Raw genomic sequence first — 23,670 nt, 5'->3', positions numbered from 1 at the left:
TCGTCAGCGGACGGCCTCCAAGCACTTGCGTTCGAAATAACGGAACTTCTGGATCGCATCGTTCATTTGTCCGACGTCGAACACGCCGGCGTCGGTGAGTTTGCGAAAACCCTCAATGCTCAGACCCGTGGCGCGGAGGAACAGCTCGGTGTCGAGAGACTCGATCACATGGTGCAGACGCTCCTCGCGAAAGTCAGTGACGTACATGAAGATGAGCACCTTCGCGCTGACCTTCTTGAGCTTCTCGCGGATCGACTTCCGCTGGGTTGCGAGCTCCGATCTCGGCTTCCGCTGTTCAGATTTCGAGCCACCGGCCCGTTTCGTCGCAGCGAGCTTGTCGGATGCGGTGACGACCCGCTCTGCCTCCTCACGGATGTTCCGGAAGTCCTCGATCTGCTCAAGTTCGGCAATGAGGTCTGGATCTTCCAGGAGGCGCCCCATGGTGACGCCGTTCAGGTTGTAGAGGTCGACCGACCGCCACTTGCGGGCGAGCGAGTTGGCGCTGATTCCCCCATGCGCCCAATCGAGAATCGCATCAGTGTTGAGGCGCTCCATCTGGCCGCCATCGATCGCGAAGATTGGCAGGAAGTTCACCAACTCCCCGAGCACTTCGCGCTGTGTAATGGTCCGATCGGGTGAGTTGTTGGCGAGTTCGGTGCCATAGAGCGCAACGAGACTGAGGGCGCGGTTCGGATCGAACTCGAAGATGAATGCTGTCTGCTTCAGGATCTCGCCGGCCTCGGTCCACGGAGACTGGACACGGAAGGCGGCCTGAAAGTACGACTCGGGCGCCTTGAGTGAGCGAAGCATGAATATCGACGACCATTCAGGCACCGTTACGCCGGTCATGAGCTTTCCGCAAGACAGGGTGATCGACCCGCTCTTCCCCTCGTCAACTGCGTCGGCGATCGCCTTGCGAGCAGGTGCGAGCGCAGCGGCACCGACCTTGGCGTTGGTTCCTGCAGCCACGTAGATCTCATATGTCGAGAAGAATGTGTCGGCGCGCAGCAGGGTCGCCATTGCTTGGCAGGCGGCGATGTCCTGCATGAACCACACCGAGTGCCGGACGCCGTCGGTGAACCGCGACGCCTCATACGGGAACGGCGGCTTCGTCCCTTCGATGATCGCTCCCTTGATCTGCTTCTTGCCTCGGATGAGATCGAGCCATGACTTCACGTGGTCTGGGTGATCGAAGACGTACTCGTCGCCCTTCCTCTCAGCACCGAAGTACGTGTTGAGGTCGAATCCGTCGAACTCGCCGTCCTCGGCCCATGCGCCGGCGGCGTCACCCATCGCGTAGGTGTACATCTCCATCCGCGGCAGCGATGCGTACGGATTATCGCCCCCCGCCTCCACGTGCGCTTGCTTTTCCCTCTGTTCGTCGATGTAGGTCCAATCGAAGACCTGATCCTCTGAGTACTCGCCGTTCGTGATCGCCTTGAACGGCGTTCCGGACAGGTGGAGGTGGCATCGCGTGCTGAGTCCGAAATCGACAGCGACGAGGTCAGCGTCATTGTCGCTGGACTGATCCAGCGCCTTGTCGACGACCCTTGCCAACTCGGCCTCAGCTGGGTCTTGAGGGTCATACAGCTCGCGAGCCGTGGCGGTGGCTGCGCCGAAGGGAAACTCGTCGATGACGATGCAGTCCCAGTCGACGATGTGCAGAGTCTCGTTTCGCAGTTTCGGTTTGCCGTCGGGTGTGCGACCCGTGACGTCCTGGAACGAGGCGAACCACACGAACGGGTCATCGCCGTCGACAAGTGCGTCGGCGTCTGTGGTCGGCGTGTCTCGGTCGATGTAGCGCCAGCCGGCGAAGTCAACATGGCTGAGCAGATCCTCACGCCACTGGCTGCGGACGGCGGGCTTGAAGGTGAGCACCAACACCTTCGTCCAGCCCATCTCGCGTGCCAGTTGGTACGTCGTGAACGTCTTACCGAAGCGCATCTTGGCGTTCCAGAGGTACTTCGGTTCGTCCCCTTCGTTCGCTCGGAAGTAGGCGGCGGTCTCGGCGACCGCCTGCTTTTGTTCCTTCCGCGTTCCGAACTTGTTGATGCGGACGGGGTCGAACGGCAGCCCGGTTTGCAGCGAAACGATGGCACCGCGCACCTCGTCGAGGTTCGCCTCGACCCACTCGCCCCCGGCACTGACCACCCCGGCACTCGCCAGTATCCGCCGGACATCGTGATCCGAAAAGCTCGAACCGTCAGGGCGCTCCGCCGGTTCGGAGTGAAAGAGAATGTCGACGCCAGCCAAGCCGGGAAACGCCGTGGTGAGCTGTTGCTTGACTCTTCCGATGCCTGGCTTCGTCGTCTCGCCCACCTTGATAGGAAACGGGCCGGTCTGGCCCGTCGACCGCTTCCAGCGTTTCGCGTTGCCGACATGGGTGTACGCGTAGATGAACTTGGTCACTCGTCCCCGGCTTCTTGGTCCGCTGCTCCGCCCGTCGCCTTGTGCTTACGGCCCCCCGGCAGGTGCGATGCGGGAACCGGCGAGTCGAGCGAGAGATTGACCGAGCGAGGCTTGATCGACGCTTCGATGTGTGCGATCTCTTCGCCGTCCAGGCCGAAGCGGTCATACAGATCGGAATCGGTCCAGCGCCTCGACATCGTGAGCGCCGGTACGAACCGGAAGCGATCCGAGGTGATGTGCTGGGTCGACTTGCGCTGAAGCACGAGGAACCGGACGAACTTCGTCGCGAGGTAGTGGGCGTAGTGTTGGCAGGCTTCTCGATTCTCCGGCGTTCCTGCGACGAAGTATGACTCAGTGCACACCGATCCGGGTTGCACCGCAATGGGTTCTCCCAGCACCACGTCAACGATCCGGCCTGACTCGTCCTGAGCAGTGTCACCGCTGCTTGCCATGGGGAGCAGAACCTTCCATTCTCCGACGAGGACTTCGTTTCGCTCGAAGTCCTGCATTCTCACGTAGCCGATACCACTATTATGGATCAGTGGAATCCGACCGTCCGCAGGCTCGGTGCTCTCACCGCGGTAGTTCGTCCGCCAGTTCTGGTTGAACGCCAAGCGAGGAAGAAACCAGTCCTCAATCGACTCGTGCTCCTTCGCCAGCACCTTCTCGACGATCGACGACGCCTTGTTGTCCCTCACCAGCACGCCATGCCCTCTTCGCAGGTCTCGGACTGCGCTTGAGACGACGGTGCCGTCGATCCGCGTCGACACCTCGCAGTCACCGTCGTGATCACGGTCCCACAGAAAGTACGAGACCCCGCCGCGAATCTTCGCCTGTGGAAAGCAGTCAAAGATCTTCGGGTTGTCCACGACCTTGGCCAGCCGCCGATCGTTGATCATGCGGTCTCGGAATTCGTCGAGTCCCAAACCGCCCGTGAACCACCTCGACGGGGTGATCATCAGCACGTACTTCGGGTCCATGTCGATCGCTCGTTCCACGAACTGCTGGTAAATCGGCATCGTTCTGTTCGTGCCCTCAGCGCTGATCTGGTAGGGCGGGTTGCCAACGATCACGTCGAACTTCATGTCTTCCATCTCCTGGGTCGGGTAGGTCCCGTGGTTGAACGCGTAGGCGTACGTCTCTCGCTTGTCACGAACGAGCGCCTCCGGAGCGCGGCAGATCTCGCAGCGTCCGTCGTTGCCAATCGTGTGCTCCGTGGCGCTATACTCAATGTTCCCTGCCTCGGTGCCGAACTCGACCACCCAATCGGTAATTGCCGAGTCGACGACGCTTGCACCAGTCGCATCCTTTGTCTGGTACACCGACCGGCGCGCAATGTCAGCCGAGAGCGTCGTAATGGCCGAGCCGTACAGCATGTTGCGGAGGATGTGCCGTCGACGTTGGCCGGGATCGGGTTGCCACGCGGCGAGCCCGATCATGAGGCGCTTGTACGCCTCCCGAAGGAACACTCCGGACTTGGTCGCCGGGTCAAGCCACTTGAACTTCGGTTCGTGCCAAACCTGGTCAGGGAGGATGTCAAGCATTGCGTTTGCCAGCTTCGGCGGCGTGAACACCTCGTCATTTGGAAGCTGCGCAAGCGTCTCCAATACGTCGGGTACGTGCCGGGGCTCGGCTGACGGCGCCTCCTCGCTGCTCATCGAGTGTCGTCTCGACCGAGGTCGGTGTAGTGGATCGGGGCCAGCGGCTCGGGTGGCACGAAGAACAGGTCGAACTCGGGCTCCTCAAGCGAAAACGGTGTTCGAGTGAACGATTCACCGTCGACGACCTTCCACTCGAAGAAGCTGATCTCGGAGGCGCCGTTCAGGGCGTCACCGCAGATGACGTTGGCGCCGAGAATGCTGGCGAGAGCCGACCCGAACGCCGGGGTCGGTGTGCGTCGCCTCCGTTCGAACTCAGATGCAACGACTTCGGTCATTCGCTCATGGGCCTCCGCTACGTTCTCGTCGCTGATGTCGATCGCATAGATCGAAGCCGCCGCCCGCAAGACGGCGACATCGAACAAGTTCTCGCTGGCGCCATGGCGCTGCTCGTCGATGCTCGCGAGCTTGCGACCGAGGATCTCGACGAGGAAGTTGCCGTTTCCGCATGCTGGCTCGAGGAAAGTCGACTCGATCGATTCGAACATGTCCGGTACAAAGGCGAGCATCGCATCGACCTCGCGCTCGTGTGTGTAGACCTCCGCCAGGTCTCGGACACGATCTCGAGACTTGATCTGCTCTCGTCCCATTCGCCGTGACCGCCTCTCGTCGGCCTGCTGGCGCTCGTCGGTCGTGGTCGAGGTCATTCCATTCATCCTTGCATCTGACACGGGCATACTCCGACGTCTCACCTCGGTGCGGCTGGCGTGTTCAAGGTGCTCGGCCTCAATGAGGCCCAATGGCCAGGGGGCAACGGCCTCACGATGTCGACCTCCCAGGGCGCTATCGATCCAACACGGCAGACGATGCACTCGTCTGTGGCCGCTGAGAAATCGCTCAGTCGGCGAGGGAATCGATACCGCTTGGCAGTCGTCTGCTGCCGTGTGCGAGGAGTGGTTCGACCAGGGCCATCCACGGACGGGCAACCGATGCCGCGACCGGCAACACGCATGTCTGGATTGGCCCGGTCGAAGCTCGGGCCACCTCGACTACGACCTGCCGCTGGGCAAGCGCTGGATGACTGGCTGGCGTATCTGCACGCCACGCGAGGACTCCGGAAACATGTCGCCGAGAGGACACGGTCAATATTCATGAATAATCCATGGAATACTGTCGACTATGACCGCACGTCCGAAGCAGTTCCTGCTGACGGCGGCCGTCGATGGCGTGATAGACGATCTTCTGGAAGCAGGTCGTCGGGAGGGAAACCGAATCTCGCGCTCCGATGTCGTCGGTGCCCTGATCTGGCAAGGACGGCATCTTGACGGCGATGCCCTTGGGGTCATCGTGCGCGCCTGTCGTCGAGAGTCATCGATGGGCTCAACGGCGCGTACGGCAACCTTGCAACCTGGCCCTCGCCCATACTCCGACCGGACGACGTCATGATCGACGACTCAGACCTACGTCAGGCCGTAGGACGCCTCGTGGCCGCCGGTGGCCCGAGTGAATGGCCGGCCAACGTGGCGTGGCCGCTTCATCAGGCACTGGCGGAGTTTCGTAACGAGCTAGAACTCGACGTCGCCGCAGTTCCGGCGGCCGGTATCGGCTGGGCGGTTCCCGGTGTAGAGCTCGCTGTCATGGATCTGAGTAGGTGCGGCGTCCTGAGTCTCCGTGACGATGGCTTCGTTGCGTGGTGGTCTGTAGATGCGGCGAGGTTGCCAATTCTCCGTCGAGAGCTGATGCGAGCGAGACCGGAGATAGTTCAGCACCACTACCGAGCTGCGCGCCGGTGGGAGGCACTTGCGGCGACGTCAGCGAAGAACGTCCGGAGGCCAGTGGAGTCGTCGACGGCAACGTCACGATCTGGTATGGCTCGCCTCCATGCGGCGCCTCCGGGGCGTCGATGATGCGCTACGAGACGTTGCAGCCCGGATGAGGGGCCCTTCGTCATCGTCCTTACGGTGACGCGGTACTCGTCTCGATTGTCATCTCGGCTCTGAGGGGGCCACGTACCGAGCCAGCACATCTCACCGGTTTCGGGCTCGGTTTCGTGCCAGTCGATGGAGACCACCTGGTTGAGCGCCCTGAGGAACTCGGCCGCAGTTTGATACCGACGGTCCATTTCGGCGGCGATCGCCTTCCGTACTATTCGGACGAGTCGATCCGGCACGTGGGGCGAGAACGCCGAAGCTGAGTATGCAGAGTCCGGAAGAGCGCGGCGCCCCTCTGTGACTCGACGCTCAACGTCGGCCCGGTCGAGATCTTCCCAGCGGATCCGGCCGCTCAGCAGTTCGAACAGAACCATTCCGGCTGAATAGACGTCCGCTTGTGGGGCGTGGCGCAGATCCGACGCGCACTCGGGTGCCATATACTCGTACGTGCTGAGCACGGCCGGAGCATCGCCGCTGGACTCGATCGCCGCAGCGAGACCGAAGTCCGACAAGAAGCCGGTAGTGCGACCGCCGTCAAGCAACACATTGTCAGTTTTCACGTCCCGATGAACGTAACGCTTGACGGTGTGAAGGTACTCAAGGGCGCCAAGTAGATCGGACATGATGCTGAGCGATCCTGCGAGGGAGAACGGCGGACCCTCGATCAAAGCTCGAGCAACACTTCCGCCCTCGTACCATGGCATAACGAAGGTGACGTGACCCTCGTACTGCGGATCGAACTGGACTTCGCGCACCGGCGTGATCCGCGGGTGGTCCAGTTCCTCGAGTAGCCAGGGTTCGAAAGCTGCCACTGACGTGCCGGACAGCCGGACCGTCTTCTGCGCGCATCGCTTTCCCAGTATTGCGTGCTCGCAGCGATGGACTAGCTGCGATCCATCGAGGACCCGCTCAAGATTGACGTACGTTCGACGGGCCGTTGCCTCTCCCTGGAGTGGCATCAGTGAGCTCCCTCTGCAAGAGCAGCGAGTGCGGCGAGTCCGCGCCCGTCTCTCCAGTATCGACCGACGGGCTCACCCGCCGACTCGAGGTGGTCGTCGAGGCTACCTTTCTTCGGCAGGTCGAGAGCCGCTCGAACACTCGGCCGGGCGATCAAACGGAGGGGGTAGCCCTCGCGTGCCGAAGCAACTCGGAACAGCGTCTCAATGGTCAACCGCGGAGCCACGCTTTGGTACGAAGCGGAGCCTCGCCGCTGGGCCTCCGGAAGGAGGAGCGCCACGCGATCGGGCCGGACCTGTGCGAGCAGCCGCGCCACATCGTCGATGAACTCAAGGAGACGGTCACCCAGTTCGATCCCCTGAGCTGGACGGAGCCGCTCCGGCAAGCCATCAAGCACGTTGCCATCCTGCACGACAGCGACGTTCACCGCCCGGGTCGAACAGTTGGCCCCCAAGACGCGCATGGATACATTCTGCCGGGTCGCGCGTCGTGTACGAGCGAAGCGAGGCTGCGAAGGTGTTGGCCCGTCAACCTCAGTTCTTCCGGAGAACCGCTGACCGTGGACGTCCGGCGTGCCTCTATCGTGCCTGTAGCACCGGCCAACGGGGGTCAGAATCGGTGTTCAGCGACTCTCGCAACGTCGGCGTTTCCCCCGCTCAAGCTGCGTTTCCGCAGGTAGGTGGTGCGGGCCGGATTTGCTTTGCAAGTAGAAGGTCACGGGTTCGATTCTCGTCGTCTCCACCATCATCTACCAGGGGAAACGGGGCTGCATCGAACCCTCCTGGTCGGCCCCCTCAAGTCGGTGCCTCCCTTACCTGTCGATGACACGCATGGGGCGATCTGCGCCTGCGTAGGCCGCACGGTACGCTTTGATGTAGGTGACGATGAGGTCTCGATCGAGTCGTGAGAAGTCTCCGTCGATGTCGCCGTTGATGTCGAACCCGATTTCGACTGAGATGAAGTCGGCTTCGCTCCACCCTCCGCCGAGTACGGGAATCAAGGGCCCGGCCTGGGCGATGTCGCGTTCGATCCCGAGTCGGGAGGCGAGGATGCCATAGGCGATGTTGCCGAACACGTCGTAGTACACCGACGTCTCGGCGTCGATCGGTACATACTCTCCGTAGTCATCGAAGACCTCGGTCTTGGTGTCGAGGTACGCACCTGTGCGGACCCAGCGGATGAGTTGGAGAACCTCGGACTTGAAGAGTGACGGGTCGAGGTCCTCGATCGATTCCACGTGCCGGAGGCGGTGGATGATCATGTCGATCGGATCCACCGGCTCGGATCCGTCGCCGATGAGCGCTCCGGAGGGGTCCCAGGCTGCGTCGGATTCTCCGGGGCATTGTGTGAGGCTGCCTGACCCGGCGAGGTGCCCGAAGTTCTCCATGACGGCGGCGTGGCCCATGGTGTCGTAGTTGCAGATCAACACTTGGTGCGATCGGCCGGCGGCGCGAATTGCCGGGAACAGGTGCTGTTGGAGACCTTGGTGGAGGCGGCCTTCTTCGTCCGGATTGCCCACATCGCGCGTCCAGGCACCGGCCAGCACCAGGAGCCGGCGACTTGGGTCGGCGTCGAGCCACTGCGCCATCAGTTCGTCCTGGTCGTAGCGGGCATCGCATGGGTTGTTGGCGTACTCGTCGAGGTTGCCCGGATCGAACAAGATGATCTGGTCGAGGTTCGCAGCGCGCTGTGGGAAGTGAGACAGCATGTAGGTGATCCCGAGTCGACCCAGGCTCCACCCGCTGGCGCGGGTGACGAGTTGACCGTCGAAGTGAGCAGGCCAGGACCCAGCTGAAGCGATGGCCGAGCAGCTTCCTGCGGCCCAATAGTCCTTCGCTGCTGTGTAGGTGGACGTCGGTGCGAGGGGGTCGCTGAGGTGGAATCGGGGTTGGTAGTAGACGCTCGCTCCGGGGGTGGATGACGGGCGCTCACAGCGGCTGATTCCGTAGCGGTTCGACAGGTCGTCCGAGGTGTTGTAGTCGGCGTCGGAGTAGTAGGCGGTCCAAAAGCCGCGTTCGCCGTTGGCGAGGTCGCTGTAGAACCACACGTTGGTGTCCCAGATCTGCTGGCCGGCGATTGCGCACCTGATGTTCGTAGGGGTGCCGTCGTCGAGTTGCGTGATGATCTGCCCGGACAGGTTGGGGGTGACGCGCACGTTGACGGGCTCGGTCGACAAGATCTCGTCGGGGTCACTCGCGTTGATTTGAGCCGGGGTCGTTGCGATCGTCGGGACGGCGATTGCGAAGACTGTTGCCAAGGTGAGGAGGAATCGCTTCATGGGGTTCTCTCAGGTGTGATGGATGGGCGTTCGATGTCAAGCGGCCATATGCGTGCCTCTGACCGAATCGGGGTTTGGTCAGAGGCACGCCTGGTGGGGACGGCAACTGGAGTGTGGCTCGTCAGCCGCTCACCAGCATGCGGTGCCAGTGGAGCCGGGGGCTCCGGTCCACTTCGCAGAGACGCAGTTGCGGGGCGTGTAGATCATGTTCGTCCACGAGTACTGACCCGAGTGGTGCCGGGCTCGAGTCTGCTTGTAACCGGTGTCCTGAACGGCGCTCAGACGCCACGGGTAGGACTGTCCGTAGTGGTTCGAGACACGCGCCCACTGGGTCTTGCAGGTCGGGGACCACATGTTGTACACGTACGCCCACGTTCCCGGGATCCGAACGTGAGCGACGGAATAGGCACCGCGGTCGCAGCCCGTTGCGACCGGGTCCTTGCCGGAGCACCAGTCGCCATAGCAACCGACCGCCTCGGCAGTCTTGGGTTCGGCTGCCGAGACCATCGCCATCGCCACGAACGCAACGATCGCAACGGCAGCGCCGAAGCGTTGCACGGAGCCCCGCCGTTTGGCTCGAGGCGGGTGCGATTCGGTGGCTTCGACGATGTCGAAGGTCGGGTCGTCGTGGTTGGTGGGTGTGTGCTGGATCGGGGTGGGCCTCATGGGTCCAGGAAACCAAGTGCAACCGAGGTGGTCTATACGAGGCCTCGGGTTGACACCGGTCCACCCTTGCGCTACGGCGCCCGATTAGCACTGGGTGGTTCCGAGATTTCGGATCGAGTCGGCGAGCGCCGATAGTTGGCGATCGGCGGCGGTGAAGCTATCGAGTGCTGTTGCTTGATCGCCTTGCTCGAGCGCTTCCAGTGCGGTGCGGAACGAGGCGAGCATCCTGGTGTTCTGTTCGTTGATGGCGTCGAGAGCGTTCTGCAGGCTGGGTTCGGCAACGTCGGGCAGGTCGGCCAGCAGGGGGTTGGGGACGAACTGATCGAAGACGGCCCGGAGGTCGACGATTCGTGAGAGTTCCGGTGAGCCGATCACAGCTGTCGAGAACTGCTCGCGTAGCGCGATGACCTCGGCCATGTTTTCTTCGCACGCACGGTCGATGATCTCCACGATGCCGTCGAGTTCGGCGCTGGGATTGACGGGCGGGAAGTTCGATGTTGGGGTACCTGGCGTTGGTGTGAAGTCGACAACATCGCACTGGGGCAGGATCAGGCCGCGAGTCCGGTCCTCGGGTGCGATCCAGGTCGACGAGACGTAACCGCGTACGACTGCGCCGACGTTGTTTACCGTTTCCACTCCGAACCAGGTGGTCGATTCGTAGAGCAACGGGTTGTTGTCGTCGATCGGGGATCGGTCTTGGCCGTTCGTGATCCGGTCGCCTTGCGTGACACACACCGCGGTGTCGTAGCGCTCGTTGCTGGAACGCAGCGTTCCAGCAATCACGCAGGCGTCGAGGCCGCAACGCAGCCGGGGTTGGGCGGTGAGCCTGACGAACGAGGTGTCTTCTCGCATTGCGTCGCCGTCGGTCACCAGGTTCTGGACGGTGATCGAGTTGTCCTCGACGGCGATCGTCTGATCGAACGAAGGCTCCGCCTCGGTGAGTACGTTGATGACACCGGCCGTAGCAGCAGCGAAAGCGATCACAGCGATGACCCCCACGAGTTGGCGGCGAGTTCGCCGCAGTGGGCGGCGTCGACGGCGAGTGGTGACTGCATCGAGTCGATCCACGATCTCTTCGGCTTCGGGTCGTGCCGTCGGGTCGGATCGAACGATCTGGACAATGAGTCCCGCGAGACCGATCGGGTCCGCAATATCGTGGCCCCGTGCTGCGACGGCGATTGCGTCGACGTCGATGTCGGCGAGGTCACACGGCGCCTCTTCGCCGAACAGCGACTCGTGCAGCATGATCCCGAGTGGGTAGATGTCAGCAGTGGTTGCTGCCGTGGCACGGGGTAGGCGTTGCTCGGGGGCGATGTAGTGGCGAAGGTTCACATCGATAGCGCCTGCGGATCGAGTTGTTCCGTCGGCGGGGCGAGCGGCTTCGAAGTCGAGCAGGACCACCGAACCGTCGTCGCCGACGCGCACGTTGGATGGTTTCACGTCGAGGTGGGCGAGCGGACCGTTCTCGTTGTGGTGCATTGCGTGCAGTGCGTCGGCGACGCTCGCTACGACTCGGGCCGTTTCAAGCGGTGCGGTCGTGATGGGGTCGAAGTCGTTGCCGTCGATCCAGGAGCTGACGATTACCAGGTCGTCGTTGTAGTCGTCGGGGTCGATGCCGTCGATCGATTCGGTTTCGTACCGAAATGTGCCGACGAAGCAATCGAGCGCTGCGAGCAGTCCTGGATGTTCGAGTTCTGAAATCTGCCGGTGTCGGGCTGCGGTGTCGTGAAGGTCGCCTGCAGTTGACCGCAGCAGGTGTTTGAGGGCAACTGAGTGTCCGGTGCCGTCGACTGCTTTGTAGATCCGGCCGTGGCCGTGGCGGATCTCGATCGTGCCCGCTGGGACCCTGTACCGATCCGGGTCGTTGATGGGTCCGCACCATCTCCCGTTTCCGTCTCCGTGATGCGGTCGATCCACCCGAGCCGAGGGTAGTCGGACAAACTGAGTCCATGGCCATGCCGAACAGCGCCAGCAACCGTCGACCCGAATCCGACCTGTTCGTCTCGTCGGCACGAGCGTTGGTTCGTGTAGCGGGAGCTGAGGACGGAACCGAAGTCGAGATCTTCGACGGCCAGGTCGTTCCGTTCGGACGCCAGAGCCACCCCGACACAGAACACATCAGATTGGGGCACGATCCCACTGACCGAACTGTTCCACGTCGCGTTGGCGCATTCATCGCAGCGAACAATCGCCTCATCGTCGACACGATCGACGGAGGGAAACGTTCCCGACCGTTGCGCATCACCCGCCCGATTGGACCCGAGCTGCTCCTCGATGTTGGTGCAGCCTATGCCCCACCCACCGATCAGTTCGAGGTCCACGTACAAGCACAGACGACCGTGGTGCGGTTGCTGGTCGACGTGCGACCGCGACTCGTTGAACAGTCGAGTGGTGTTTCGTCGCGTCGCGTCGAGATCGAGCTTTCCCAGACTGAGCGAGCGGTGTATCGAGCGCTTCGTGTTCCGATGGATCAAGGGGCAGTCGATCCCGCCACACGAGCGGAAGCCGCGGCACGATTGGATCGCGGCGTCGACCATGTCAGCGAACACATTCGCGAGATCCACCGTCGACTCTGGACGCTCCAGGTACCCATGCACGTTTCCACCAGCCGTATCGACACTGTCGTTCGAACGCTGCTCGCTCATGGAATCAAGTGAACGCCTGACCTGGAGTCGAGTCCGCATTGCAGTGTTCGCATGATCGTGGACAGAAGGATGGTGCCCGCTCGCCGCAGCCGCTTCCGTAGAGATCATCCTCGTCCGCAGGCTGCCTTGCACGCGTCGTGCACGCGTAGCAAGGGCAAACAGCGGCAAAAGGCGGGGTCCTCCGGTCGCCGAGAATCGGATGAAACACCTGGTAGACAGCTATGTAGCAGGGCTGACGCGATTCGGTAGTTCTGCTTTGCAAGCAGGGGGTCGTGGGTTCGATTCCCATCGTCTCCACCGAGCGGTCTTCATCGACTCGCGCCGCGGTCGCACGAGCACGAAGCGAACGACAGATCGTCGATGCCTCGACTGACGGGGAATGACTGACTCGGGCGCTTCGAGGATCGGGCTGTGGCCGACCTCGGGCATCATCACCAGCTCTGAGTTCGGGAGCCGATCAGCGAGTTCGCGCGCCCACGGAGGCGGTCGGACGGGACATTCTTCGCCGGAGATCACCAGTGCAGGCACATGGATGTCAGGAAGCAGAGGATTCGCGTCACACAGTCAACAGATGAACTTCAACGTGGCTGCTCCCACCGGGTGCGCTCGACATGAACGAGCAGGGTCGGCTCATGGTCGGGAAACGACCTGGGCCGCGAGTTGACCGAACCGTTGCTCGCTGACCTCGTCGGCAGCGTGATACACCACCATCCGCTGCCCGGCATCGGCGATGTCGAGGAACTCGACCTCGAGGCGGATCGATCCGACGGCAGGGTGTACGACGTGGTCGATGCAGACCTGGAACGGCGCGATCGTTGCGGAGGCCCAGGACGCTGCGAATTCCGTGCCCGGCTGGTTCAATCGATCGACGATGGCCTGCTTTCGCGCTTGGTTCGCAGCCCGAACCGATTGAGCTTTGAAGTCTGCGACGAGGGCGTCGACCACACGAGGTAGTTCTGCTTCGTGGATTCTTCCTCGCAACTCAGGGTCGGTCACCAGGAGCAACATGAGGTTGCGACCCTCGAATGGGATCGAAGCGAAATCGACGAACAACACCGTTGCGAGATCGTTCCAGGCGAGAATGTCGCCGACGTCGTCCAGTACGAGGCCGGCGCACAGACCGTCGAGTCGATCCAGCAGCTTCATGATGCCGGGGCGGACGGCCACGGTCGTGGTCGGTCCGGTGTCTCGACCCGACAGTCGACGCAGGTGGCGGTGGTTGGCGGGATCTAGCTGTAGCGCTGATGAGATTGCGTCGAGCACTTCGATCGACGGATTCGTGGCTCGCCCCTGTTCGAGTCTTGAGTAGTAGTCGGTGGAGACGTTGGCGATCTGAGCGACTTCTTCGCGACGTAGTCCCGCCGTTCTACGTCGCGCCGTGGTCGAGATCCCGGCCCGATCGGGATCCAGGTTCTCGCGCTTCTCTCGAAGAAACTCGCCGAGTCGGTGGTCGGCCATCGCTCGGACCGTACCAAGGGGTGTTCGCACGCCCGACCGTGTGCTCGACGCAAGGCACGGTCTTGCGGTCCGCGGATCGACGGGGCGTAGGAGAAGCGCCGACCGCTACGGCACGCTCGACCGATGCCACGCACATCAGTTCCCACCCCCGACCTCGCTGAGGTCCCGATGTACTCCCAGGTCGTTCGAGCCGGCGACATGCTCCACGTGTCGGGACAGGTGGCCTGGAACGCCACCGGCGACATCGTCGGGGTCGACGATCCCAACGCACAGGTCGAACAGGTCTTCACCAATCTCGGATCGGCCCTCAGGGCCGCCGACTCCTCGTTCGACGACGTCGTCGACGTCACCATCTTCTACACCGACCACCGAGTGGTCGAGCCAGTCATGGACGCCCTAGCGCGGAGCTTCGCCGTGCCCGGCCCCTGTCTCACAGGAATCGAGGTCACTGCGCTCGCCGGGACCGACCTCATGGTCGAGATCAAACTGACTGCCTACGCTCCGGCTACGCCGGGGGTGCTCTGAGCGCAACGGACACCCTCGGCGCCCGCTGGCGCGATCTGGAGCGGGCCGCCGAGCGCTGAGGTGCCGTTTCCGGAGCGGTGGAGGACGACGCTCGCCGTGAACATCGTCGAGCGGGTTCGCGTTCCCTCAGGTCGGCCAGAGACCGATGTCAGCTTCGAACTGATTCACGATCTCTTCGATCGTCGAGTCCAGATGGTGGGTGATTCGATCGCTCGTCGCGTTCGCGCGTCGCGACGTCCAGTCGAGCAGTTCGCGGAGGTCTCCGGCGAGGTCAGCACGAACCTCGCCCCAACGATCTGCCGCACGCGTCCGGTCGGTGGTCCATGTCGTGTCGTTCACGCTGACGAGGCCTGCGACTGCGAGCAACGTCTTGCGAGCAGCGATGCGTCCGAGGAGTGCTGGGTCGGTGGGAGCACAGCGTCGGCGCCAACGGTCGAGGTGCTGGGCGATGTCGCCGTTGAAGCCGCGCGCGGCGTGCAGATCAGCGGGGAACGGAGATCCCGCGCGATCGATCTCGGGGCCCACGAGTCGTACGCAGTAGTGATGGAGGAAGACGCGGTTGCCGTACGCCTCGTCGGTGGCTCCGGTGAAGTCCGATTCCGCGGCGCTCGCGATCTCCACTCCGCGACAGAGGTCGGAGAAGTCGGTCGAAAGTGAACTGCTGATCGATGCGGCGAGCTCCGTTGGAACTCCGACCGTGAGGAGGTCGACGTCAGAACCAGGCGCGGCAGCGGTCCCCGTCGCCACTGAGCCGTAGACGTACACCGATGCTCGGGGTGCAGCAGCGCTGATCTGGGTCGTGGCCGCATCCAGCACGTCGGAGTAGCCATCTGGAATCCGCTCGCGGCTCGCGCCTGTGATGATCGCTCCCGTCGCAGACACCCCCTCCCGTGGATCAAGCACGGGCGACTCCGGCTGAGGTGGCGGATCGAACGATGGGCACGAACGTGATCGTCGCACGCCACATGGGGCCTGCACGCTCGGGAGCACCTGAGCGAGCGCAGTCGTGCGGTACCGGGCGGGCATCGGTCGCTCGGGGAGGCGTGATCATGCGACGCGGCCCGGCAGCCGTACGTCCCTCCACGTCGCCGGAAGCCGGGTGGCTGTTCCACCGCGTGGATCGGGCAACGTGTGTCTGACTCGCCGAGACGGGGTGTCGGGCCGAGAGCTTGGCGGCGTAGCTGCGCTGAGCGGCTTGCTTGGAGACACCCGACACCGCTCCGATCTGCGACCAAGAACGGTCAGCCTCACGTGCGTCGCGAATCGCGTCAAGCAGTGCGGTGTCGACGTCGTCTCGCTGCTCGCTCGGCTTCGGTGGTGGTCTCGTGCCGTTGATCTGATCGGTGCGACAGAGGTTCCGGACTGGTCGTTCCGTCGCTGTCGATCAGCGGTCATCGAGGGTCTGCCAGACGGTCTCGTCGATAGCGTCGGCCGGATGCGAGGGCACCATCTCTGCCTCGGATGCGCCGATGACCCTGCTTGATCCCGTTGCGGTCGGTCGTCTGGAACGGCTCCGTGCAACGATGCGAGCGGAGTCGGTGCCGGTGGTGATCACGGCCGATCCGATCGATGTCTTCTACGCGACGGGCGTGCGGAACATGACCGTGTTCTCGATGATGGGCGCTTCTCGCTTCGTCGCCGTCTTCGCCGACGGCCCGGTGATCGCATGGGAGTTCGCAGGATCGGAACACCTCGCGACGGACGTCACGACCGTCGATGAGGTCCGCACCGCACCGGGGATCACCGCGGTCGCTGGGAGCCGGTACCGCTCGGCGATCGACGACTTCGCAGCCGAGATCGCGACGCTGTGCGCCGAGTACGGTGCCGACATCGTCGGCGTCGAAGGGTTCGACCACGAGGTCACCGACGCGCTCCGGGCGAACGGCCTGACCCTGTGCTCGGCGACCGAGGTGTTCGTCGAGAGCCGACGCATCAAACTGCACGGCGAGATCGAGGTCATGCGTGACGGGATCGAACGAGTCAGCGACGCCGTCGCGCACATGGTCGAACACCTCCGTGCCGGCACCACGGAGATCGAGGTGTGGTCGCACTTCCATCAACGCCTGATCGCCACCGACGGCGAGTACGTGTCGACCCGTCTCGTACAGGCGGGCGAGCGAACGTTCCCGTACTTCCAGGAGGCCGGCCCACACCCGATCTCCCACGGCGACTTGTTCTGCATCGACACCGACGCCATCGCCTACGGCGGCTACGGCGTCGATCTCTCGCGCTGCTACAGCGTCGGGGCCGAGCCCACCGCCGACCAGCGATCGCTCCACGCGAAAGCACGCGAACAACTCGAACACAACGCCGACCTCCTCGGCCCCGGCGTGTCGTTCTCCGAGTTCGCTCGGAGCGCTTGGGTCGTGCCCGCGCGACATGCGCCGTGGGGCTACTACTGCCTGGCCCACGGGCTCGGGCTCTGCGGTGAGTACCCCTACGTACCGCTCGCTCGCACCGGTGACACGTATGACTTCGACGGTGAGTTCGAGCCCGGCATGGTCATCTGCATCGAGAGCTACATCGGCGACGAGACCCTCCAGCAGGGCGTGAAACTCGAGGACCAGTACCTCATCACCGACACCGGCTCCGAACGACTCACGACGGCACCCTTCGACCCCGCACTCTGAACGATCCGATCGGGTCGCCGAGCGCCGAGGTGCCGTCCTGGTCGGTTGCCGCGCTCTCTGCCGGCAGCGGTCGCGGAGCAGGGTCAGTCGGATCGTTGCCGTTGCCTCGGGTCGTCGGCATCGGGTTCGGCGTGAGGTCGGGTGCGTGCAGCGCTCGTCGCACGACATCGGAGTCTCGTCGGCGGTGAGCCGTGGACTCATCTCGTGAGCTTCGACTCCTTCGACTTCGCCGACCGCGGGCGCCGTCATTCGCGTCGGTCGTCCACGGTTGCCTCGAGGCTCCCGAGGGCCGGGGTCTCGTCTCCTCCTCGGGGTGAGCGGATCAGCACGTAGACAGCGCCGAGGATCGTGGCTGATGCCGACGCCCACATCGCGATGCCGAACCCGCTGTTGACGCTGGTCTGGACGAGTTCGACGATGCGAGGGGCGTCGGGTCCTGCCTCGGCCGCGGCACCGAGTCCGATCCCGGGTGCTTCTCGGACGGTGTCGGCGAGGCCTGGCGGAAACGACGCGCTCGCGTTGTCGATCTCGTTCTTGTAGCCGGCGGAGAAGGCGGAGCCGATGATGGCGATGCCGACTGCTCCCCCGAGTTCGCGCATCACGTCGTTGATGGCGGATGCGACGCCTTGCTCTTCGGCGGGGAGTGATTCGACGATCGCTTCGGTGGCGGGTGGTGCTGCGAGTCCGAAGCCGAGGCCGTAGACGAGGACTGCGGTGCCGAATGCCCAGTAGTTCGATCCGGTGGTCAGCAGCGTGAACATGAACGAGCCGAGAGCGAGGAGGAGGAGTCCGGAGGCGCCGACGATCCCGCGCCCGAGGCGCTTGGACAGGCCGGGTGCGAGTGCGGATCCGAGTGGGATGGTGACCCCGATCGGGAGGAGCGCTGCGGCGACGATGAACGGGCTGTAGTCGAACACGAACGCGAGGTGTTGGGTGGCGACGAAGAAGAACCCGAACGAAGCGAAGAACTGGAGGAAGATCGACACCGAACCCGTCGAGAAGCCTCGCCGCTCGAACAGTTCGAGGTCGAGGAGCGGATGCTCGGTGCGGAGCTCCCAGACGACGAAGCCGAGCAGACCGATGATGCCGGCGACGAAGCCGGCGACGGTGATGGTGTCGGTCCAGCCCTTGACCGGGCCTTCGATGATGCCGAGCACGAGGCCGCCGATGCCGACGATCGACAGGACACTTCCGATCGGGTCGAGGTTGGAGTCGGCGGGGTCGGACGTTTCGGGAACAGCGACCGTCACCACGATCGCGGCGACGACGCTGACGACGGCCATCGCGAGGAAGATCGACCCGAACCAGTAGCGCTCGATGAGGCCGCCGGCACCGAGCGAGCCGAGGGTCCCGCCGAGGCTGGCGCTCGCAGCCCACGCGGCGACCGCTTTGCCTCTGGATTCGTCGGGGATCACGTTGGTGATCGTGGACAGTGTTCCCGGGAAGATGAGCGCGGCGCCAGCCCCGGCGATGCCGCGCATGACGATCAGGGTCGTCGTGTCGGTCGTCGCCGCTGACCACACCAGCGCGGCGACGAAGATCACGAAGCCGATCAGCATCAATCGCTTCCGACCGAACCGGTCGCCGAGCGCACCAGCTGGCAGGAGCGACGCCGCGAGGACGACGTTGAAGGCATCGATGATCCACTGCAGTTCGGACTGGCTCGCCTGAAGCGTCTCGCCGATGAACGGGATGGCGACGGAGATGCCGGCGCCACTCGCGATGATCACGACCACCGCGAGGCACATCGAACCGATGATCAACATGCGTCGGCGGCTGCTCGGCGCTGGTGCCCTCGACTCGTGTCGGAGGTCGAGGTCAGTCACGGGCGTCCTCGATGAACGTGTGGAACGCGGCGAGAGCCAGGTCCTTCGCCTTCGGACGGTGCGTCCCACCGCCGACGCAGATGCGCTCCTCGAAGTCCGAGCGGTGTGCGTCGAACCGTTCTTCGCCGTTGTCGTGCGCCGATCCGTCCAGCAGATCGAAGCTGCGTGCGGTGAAGCCGCTTGCGTTCTCGGTCATTCGTCATCTCTCTCTCGGTGGCCCGGGCTGCGGCCGCTACACCGTGCATCGCCACTTCCCTGAACGGACCGACCTGCTGCGGGACGCAGGCGGCTTCGACCAGGTCGTCGAAGCCGAACGACTGACCGGCGACGTCCGCGCCGACCTCGTCTCACAACTCACCGCGTACCGCGATGCGATGGATGGTACCGAGCTACCCCAGCTGGTGATCTCGGCGATCGAGCGAGCCGAGCAGGACTCATCGGTCGAGGACCTCCGAGCGCGCCTCGCCCGGCGATCTCCATGCGGTGCTCGGCGCGTGGCCCGACAGCGGCGTCTGCGGGCGCCTCGCTGGTCTGCGATCAAGGTTCAATCATTGGACTTTTCCAGCTGATGGTGTCAGAGTGCTCCGATGACCGCCGAGGCCGAGCCGCTCACACCCCCTGCACCGGTGGTCGGAACCCCGCGGGCGGCGAAGCTCACCCTGGCCGTCGCGTCACTCGCCGTGTTGGCGGTGTTCCTCGACACGACCGTGCTGTTCGTGGCGTTTCCCGACATCGTGGCGACGTTCGACTCGGTCGCGCCGACGCAGCTGTCGTGGGTGCTGAACGCGTACACGATCGTCTTCGCTGCGCTGCTCGTACCGGTGGGCAAGATGGCCGATCGCGTCGGGCACAAGCGTGCGTTCCTTGTCGGTTCGGCGTTGTTCACGATCGCGTCGCTGCTGTGCGCGGTGGCCCCGAGCGCCGCCGTTCTGATCGCCTTCCGGGTGGTCCAGGCTGCCGGCGCGGCGGTGCTGATCCCGTCGTCGCTCGCCTTGGTGCTGCGTGCGTTCCCCCCGGCGAAGGTGCCGTTCGCCGTCGCGATCTGGGGCGCGAGCGGTGCTCTGGCCGGTGCCCTCGGGCCGACGCTGGGTGCCGTGTTGGTCGAGGCCGCGAGCTGGCGATGGGTCTTCCTGATCAACCTGCCGGTCGGCGTGTTCACGGTGGTGGCCGGCCGCCGCATCTTGAACGAGTCACGGAACGCCGCCACGGTCCTTCCCGCACCGATCGGGGTGGTCTTGATCGCGGCTGGCGCCGGGCTGGTATCGCTGGGTGTCGTGCAGAGCGAGGAGTGGGGGTGGCTCGGTGTCGGCACGATCGGTTCGATCGTGGCCGGCGTCGCGCTCCTCGTCGCGTTCTGGCTGCAACAGCGCACCACGTCGGCTCCGGTCCTCGACCTGGAGCTGTTCTCGATCCGCGACTTCAAGTGGGGCAACGCCGCGACGATCGCGTTCGGCATCGCGTTCACCGCGATGTTCTTCTCGTCGATCCTGTTCCTCACCGAGGTGTGGCAGTACTCGATCCTGCGAGCCGGGTTCGGCGTCGCGCCCGGGCCGTCGCTGGTGGCGGTCCTCGCTCCGAACATGGGCAACCTCGCCGGGCGCGTCGGCCAACGTCCGCTGCTGATCGTGGGCGGACTCGCGTTCGCAGCGGGCGGAGTCTGGCGCCTCGTCGCGCTCGGCGGTCAACCCTCCTACGTCATCGAGTACCTCCCGTCGATGCTGTTCACCGGCATCGGCGTCGCCATGTGCCTGCCGCAACTGTCGAGCGTCGTCGCCCAGTCCCTGCCCCCTGATCGACTCGGCGTCGGCGGGGCCGCGAACCAAGCGATCCGTCAGTTCGGAGGCACGCTCGGCGTCGCTCTGACGATCGCCTTCGTCGCAGGGTCGACGTCACTCGACGACGCGCTCGACGGGTTCGACGACGTGTGGTGGCTGCTCATCGTCGGCGGGGTCGCCACGTCGGCACTCTCGACTCCGCTCCTCACCCGACGAGCGCTCGCGACGACGGATTCCTAGGCTGGAAGCGTGAGACGCACCTCGTTCGACACGATGCGATGCTCGATCGCTCAGGCCCTCGACGTCGTCGGCGATCCATGGACGCTGCTCGTCGTGCGCGAAGCGTTCTTCGGCACCACGAGGTTCGACGACTTCCAACGCAACCTGAGCATCCCCCGTGCCACGCTGTCATCTCGGCTCTCCAGCCTCGTCGAGCACGGCGTCCTCGACCGCAGTGACGACCCCGATGACCGGAGGCGGCACACCTACACCATCACGACCAAGGGTCGAGCCCTCGACTCGGTGATGGTCGCCCTCCTCCAATGGGGCGACGCGTGGTCCGACATCACCGAACCCCCGGTGACACTGCTCGACCTCGACAGCGACCAGCCGATCGAACCGATCTACGTCGACGCCAGATCCGGAACCCCTCTCGGCGAGCTCCGCATCGGTCGACGCATCAACCCGACCACCGACGGTTGACCCGAACGCGCGATCGTGTCTGCTCGCGCCCTTCTCGCGACCGCAGCGAGCACGAGCTTCCCGCCGGGTCCGCCGAGCGCCGCGCGCCCGCTCAGATCCGCGCCGGGAGCGAGGTGGTGGCGACCAGACCCAGCGCGAGGACGACGGCGATCGCGAGGTACAACGTCCAGAACGACCCGAGGACGAGGGCTCCCCCGGCGAGGACCGGGGTGACCACGAAGGACGCCTCACGCCAGGTCGAGAAGACGCTCGTCATCGCGATCCGCTCGTGGTGGTGCACCGTCCGCATGAACGGGATGTTGCCCACGACGTCGAGCGCGGCACCCCCGGCGGCGCCGGTGAGCCAGAACACCACGCCGACCGGTCGGGGCTCGCCGATCGATGCGAGCGCGACCATGCTCGCCGACATCCACGCGAGAGCGACGAGGATCACCTGCCGCGTCCCGAAGCGTCGAGCTGCGCGACCGACCAGTGGGCTCGTGAACAGCATGGCGCTCGCGACGGAGAGGAAGCTCCCGGCGAGCCAGGTGGCGAGGCCGGCCTCGACGACGTAGATCGGTCCGTAGATGAACAGCGCCGCCCAGAACACCGCGCGCGTCGTGGTGATCGCGTACGCGGTGCGGAGCTGCGGTTGGGAGAAGAACCTCACGACGTTGCGGGCGGGGTTCGTGACCGTGGTCGTCGGGGTCAGCAGAACGGGGTTCCGATGCAGCCGGAGTCGCCAGAAGTAGGCCACGGCCATCGCCGAGAGGCACATCGAGATCACGAACGGCGCGTTCGCGTGCCCGCGGCCGTACAGCGTGACGCCGACCGACGGCCCGATCAGCCAGGCGGCTCCGGAGTACATCAGCCGCAGCGGTTCGGTGCCCGTCAGCTCCCCGCTGCCGATGTGGTCCATGATGTAGAGCGACACGCACACCGAGAACAGCGACGCCTCGGCCGACCGCAGCCCCTCCGCGACGGCGAAGAGGGGGCCGTCCGCGACGGTGAACAGGGCGGCCGCGACGAAGACGGCGGCCATCGCCGAGGTGACGAGCCAACGGCGCTGCAGCCGTGCCTCGAGCCAGCCGGAGCTCAAGGTGAGCGCCAGCGTGATCAGCGCGCCACCGAAGAACACGGCCGAGACGGCCTGCTTCGAGCCCAGGGCCTCGAGCGCGCTCAGCGGGACGACGCCGACCATCATCGAACGCGCCAGGCCCTCGAGGCCGTTGAGGCGCGCCAGCTCGATCCCGGCCCCCGGATCGACGTCCGTCAGCCCCTCGGGTCGCCTCCATCGCACAGCCGGGCGAATCTACGCCCGCGAGGGCTCGCCGTTCGACGCACGTGGAGGGGCGGCGTCCCTGACCGGCGCCCTCGCCGGCGTGCGCCCGGCCATCGACGGTCGGCGCCCGACGGGTAGGATCTCGTGCCGGAGTTCGCAGCGAGCTCGCTGCGCCCGCACGTGGGGGGACATGGCACTCGACAGACGGAGCCCGATGCCGCTCTGGGCGCAGCTCGAGCGGGCGCTGCGCACCCGTCTCGATGCCGGCGAGTTCGACGTGCGCTTCCCGACCGATGCGGAGCTGGTCGCCGAGTACGAGGTGAGCCGCCACACGGTCCGCGAGGCCATCCGCCACCTGAACTCCACGGGCATCCTGCGCCGCGAGCGAGGTCGCGGCACCGTCGTCGACCGCAGCGAGTTCGAGCAACCGCTCGGTGCGCTGTACAGCCTGTTCGAGACGGTCGAGTCGTCGGGCGCGGACCAGCGAAGCTCGGTCCTCGAGATGCGCGAGGTCCGCGACCCGAAGGTCGCGGAGCGCCTCGGGCTCGCCGCCGACGCTCCGATGTTCTTCCTCGCCCGACTCCGCTGCGCGGACGACGAACCGCTCGCGCTCGATCGGTCGTGGCTGCCGATGCACATCGCCCACGACCTCATGTCGAGCGACTTCGAGCACACGGCGCTGTACACCGAGCTGCGCGAGCGCGCCGGGATCGTCCCCGACGCCGGCTGGGAGCGCATCGCCCCGGTGGTACCGACCGCCTCGGAGCGGCGTTTGCTCGGGATGGGCGCTCCCGAGGCCGCCTTCTTCCTGGAGCGACTCGGCACCGCCGACGGCCGGCCGCTCGAGTGGCGGACGACGGTCATCCGCGGCGACCGGTACCGGTTCGTGTCGAACTTCGCCGCCCGGAGCGCACCGGGACTCGTCGCCTCGCCGGCCGACCGAGCCCCTGCGGGCTGAACGCGGCGGACGGGACCCGGCGCCGCCCGCCCACGGGTCGGCGGGTGCGGA

At 64.8% G+C, this 23,670-nt stretch carries 20 protein-coding genes, 1 tRNA gene and 1 pseudogene; 8 read left to right on the top strand and 14 right to left on the bottom strand.

Going from position 1 to position 23,670, the window contains the following annotated elements; translation table 11 throughout:
• Positions 1-3 precede the first annotated feature (3 nt).
• The 8 genes from ACOOHC_RS19155 to ACOOHC_RS19120 form a co-directional block, all read right to left on the bottom strand.
• Complete coding sequence (locus tag ACOOHC_RS19155) at positions 4-2,409, bottom strand: hypothetical protein (RefSeq protein WP_420451963.1); 2,406 nt, start codon at positions 2,407-2,409, stop codon at positions 4-6.
• The gene (locus tag ACOOHC_RS19150; RefSeq protein WP_420451962.1) at positions 2,406-4,067 is read right to left on the bottom strand and encodes an Eco57I restriction-modification methylase domain-containing protein; all 1,662 of its coding nucleotides are present in this window, start codon (positions 4,065-4,067) and stop codon (positions 2,406-2,408) included. The genes ACOOHC_RS19155 and ACOOHC_RS19150 overlap by 4 nt, the downstream gene beginning before the upstream one ends.
• Positions 4,064-4,714, bottom strand: coding sequence for a type III restriction endonuclease subunit M (locus ACOOHC_RS19145; RefSeq protein WP_420451961.1), 651 nt, complete (start codon positions 4,712-4,714; stop codon positions 4,064-4,066). The genes ACOOHC_RS19150 and ACOOHC_RS19145 overlap by 4 nt, the downstream gene beginning before the upstream one ends.
• A 1,064-nt stretch (positions 4,715-5,778) precedes the next feature.
• Positions 5,779-6,897 (bottom strand): serine/threonine-protein kinase, encoded by a 1,119-nt coding sequence (locus ACOOHC_RS19140; protein WP_420451960.1) that lies wholly within the window; start codon positions 6,895-6,897, stop codon positions 5,779-5,781.
• Positions 6,897-7,358 carry a hypothetical protein gene (locus ACOOHC_RS19135; protein WP_420451959.1) on the bottom strand — a complete coding sequence of 154 codons (462 nt, stop codon included), beginning with the start codon at positions 7,356-7,358 and terminating at the stop codon, positions 6,897-6,899. Before ACOOHC_RS19135 ends, ACOOHC_RS19140 begins: the two co-directional genes overlap by 1 nt.
• Before the next feature lie 348 nt (positions 7,359-7,706).
• On the bottom strand, positions 7,707-9,173 hold the full coding sequence (locus ACOOHC_RS19130; protein ID WP_420451958.1) for a hypothetical protein: 1,467 nt from the start codon (positions 9,171-9,173) through the stop codon (positions 7,707-7,709).
• 129 nt (positions 9,174-9,302) lie between these two features.
• A complete protein-coding gene (locus ACOOHC_RS19125; RefSeq protein ID WP_420451957.1) occupies positions 9,303-9,839 on the bottom strand; it encodes a DUF2690 domain-containing protein in 537 nt (178 codons plus the stop codon).
• Positions 9,840-9,923: 84 nt separating this feature from the next.
• The gene (locus ACOOHC_RS19120; RefSeq protein WP_420451956.1) at positions 9,924-11,756 is read right to left on the bottom strand and encodes a serine/threonine protein kinase; all 1,833 of its coding nucleotides are present in this window, start codon (positions 11,754-11,756) and stop codon (positions 9,924-9,926) included.
• A 32-nt stretch (positions 11,757-11,788) separates the two neighbouring features.
• On the opposite strand from ACOOHC_RS19120, the gene ACOOHC_RS19115 reads away from it, so the two are divergent.
• On the top strand, positions 11,789-12,496 hold the full coding sequence (locus ACOOHC_RS19115; protein ID WP_420451955.1) for a hypothetical protein: 708 nt from the start codon (positions 11,789-11,791) through the stop codon (positions 12,494-12,496).
• Between the two features lie 222 nt (positions 12,497-12,718).
• Positions 12,719-12,781, top strand: a tRNA-Ala gene (locus tag ACOOHC_RS19110).
• Between the two features lie 114 nt (positions 12,782-12,895).
• On the opposite strand, the pseudogene ACOOHC_RS19105 reads toward ACOOHC_RS19110, so the two are convergent.
• Positions 12,896-13,000, bottom strand: a pseudogene (locus ACOOHC_RS19105) (alpha/beta fold hydrolase); the annotation flags it as partial.
• A gap of 114 nt (positions 13,001-13,114) precedes the next feature.
• The gene (locus ACOOHC_RS19100) at positions 13,115-13,942 is read right to left on the bottom strand and encodes a helix-turn-helix domain-containing protein (RefSeq protein ID WP_420451954.1); all 828 of its coding nucleotides are present in this window, start codon (positions 13,940-13,942) and stop codon (positions 13,115-13,117) included.
• A 123-nt stretch (positions 13,943-14,065) separates the two neighbouring features.
• Between ACOOHC_RS19100 and ACOOHC_RS19095 the strand changes: the two genes are divergently transcribed.
• Entirely contained in the window at positions 14,066-14,467 is a 402-nt protein-coding gene (locus ACOOHC_RS19095) for a RidA family protein (RefSeq protein WP_420451953.1), read from the top strand.
• A gap of 126 nt (positions 14,468-14,593) precedes the next feature.
• Here the strand turns inward: ACOOHC_RS19095 and ACOOHC_RS19090 are convergent, their stop codons facing one another.
• The gene (locus tag ACOOHC_RS19090; protein ID WP_420451952.1) at positions 14,594-15,370 is read right to left on the bottom strand and encodes a nucleotidyltransferase domain-containing protein; all 777 of its coding nucleotides are present in this window, start codon (positions 15,368-15,370) and stop codon (positions 14,594-14,596) included.
• Between the two features lie 566 nt (positions 15,371-15,936).
• Between ACOOHC_RS19090 and ACOOHC_RS19085 the strand changes: the two genes are divergently transcribed.
• A complete protein-coding gene (locus tag ACOOHC_RS19085) occupies positions 15,937-17,097 on the top strand; it encodes a M24 family metallopeptidase (protein WP_420451951.1) in 1,161 nt (386 codons plus the stop codon).
• A gap of 245 nt (positions 17,098-17,342) precedes the next feature.
• Here ACOOHC_RS19085 and ACOOHC_RS19080 read toward each other — a convergent pair whose 3' ends face one another.
• Positions 17,343-18,863: an MFS transporter gene (locus ACOOHC_RS19080; RefSeq protein WP_420451950.1), complete on the bottom strand. Its 1,521-nt coding sequence runs from the start codon at positions 18,861-18,863 to the stop codon at positions 17,343-17,345.
• Between the two features lie 52 nt (positions 18,864-18,915).
• Positions 18,916-19,119: a hypothetical protein gene (locus tag ACOOHC_RS19075; RefSeq protein ID WP_420451949.1), complete on the bottom strand. Its 204-nt coding sequence runs from the start codon at positions 19,117-19,119 to the stop codon at positions 18,916-18,918.
• Between ACOOHC_RS19075 and ACOOHC_RS19070 the strand changes: the two genes are divergently transcribed.
• The 3 genes from ACOOHC_RS19070 to ACOOHC_RS19060 are packed head-to-tail and all read left to right on the top strand — an operon-like array spanning position 19,094 to position 21,400.
• Positions 19,094-19,492: a hypothetical protein gene (locus ACOOHC_RS19070; RefSeq protein ID WP_420451948.1), complete on the top strand. Its 399-nt coding sequence runs from the start codon at positions 19,094-19,096 to the stop codon at positions 19,490-19,492. The two genes, ACOOHC_RS19075 and ACOOHC_RS19070, sit on opposite strands and share 26 nt — an antisense overlap.
• Before the next feature lie 18 nt (positions 19,493-19,510).
• Positions 19,511-20,938 carry a DHA2 family efflux MFS transporter permease subunit gene (locus ACOOHC_RS19065; protein ID WP_420451947.1) on the top strand — a complete coding sequence of 476 codons (1,428 nt, stop codon included), beginning with the start codon at positions 19,511-19,513 and terminating at the stop codon, positions 20,936-20,938.
• A gap of 9 nt (positions 20,939-20,947) precedes the next feature.
• Entirely contained in the window at positions 20,948-21,400 is a 453-nt protein-coding gene (locus ACOOHC_RS19060; protein ID WP_420451946.1) for a winged helix-turn-helix transcriptional regulator, read from the top strand.
• 91 nt (positions 21,401-21,491) lie between these two features.
• On the opposite strand, the gene ACOOHC_RS19055 is transcribed toward ACOOHC_RS19060, so the two are convergent.
• Positions 21,492-22,679 (bottom strand): MFS transporter, encoded by a 1,188-nt coding sequence (locus ACOOHC_RS19055; protein ID WP_420451945.1) that lies wholly within the window; start codon positions 22,677-22,679, stop codon positions 21,492-21,494.
• 172 nt (positions 22,680-22,851) lie between these two features.
• Between ACOOHC_RS19055 and ACOOHC_RS19050 the strand changes: the two genes are divergently transcribed.
• Positions 22,852-23,619: a GntR family transcriptional regulator gene (locus ACOOHC_RS19050; protein ID WP_420451944.1), complete on the top strand. Its 768-nt coding sequence runs from the start codon at positions 22,852-22,854 to the stop codon at positions 23,617-23,619.
• The last annotated feature ends 51 nt before the right edge of the window (positions 23,620-23,670 follow it).

Origin of the sequence: Ilumatobacter sp. (assembly GCF_965215205.1) — a bacterium.
Taxonomy (GTDB): domain Bacteria; phylum Actinomycetota; class Acidimicrobiia; order Acidimicrobiales; family Ilumatobacteraceae; genus Ilumatobacter_A.
This window is presented reverse-complemented; position numbering and strand designations above follow the sequence as displayed.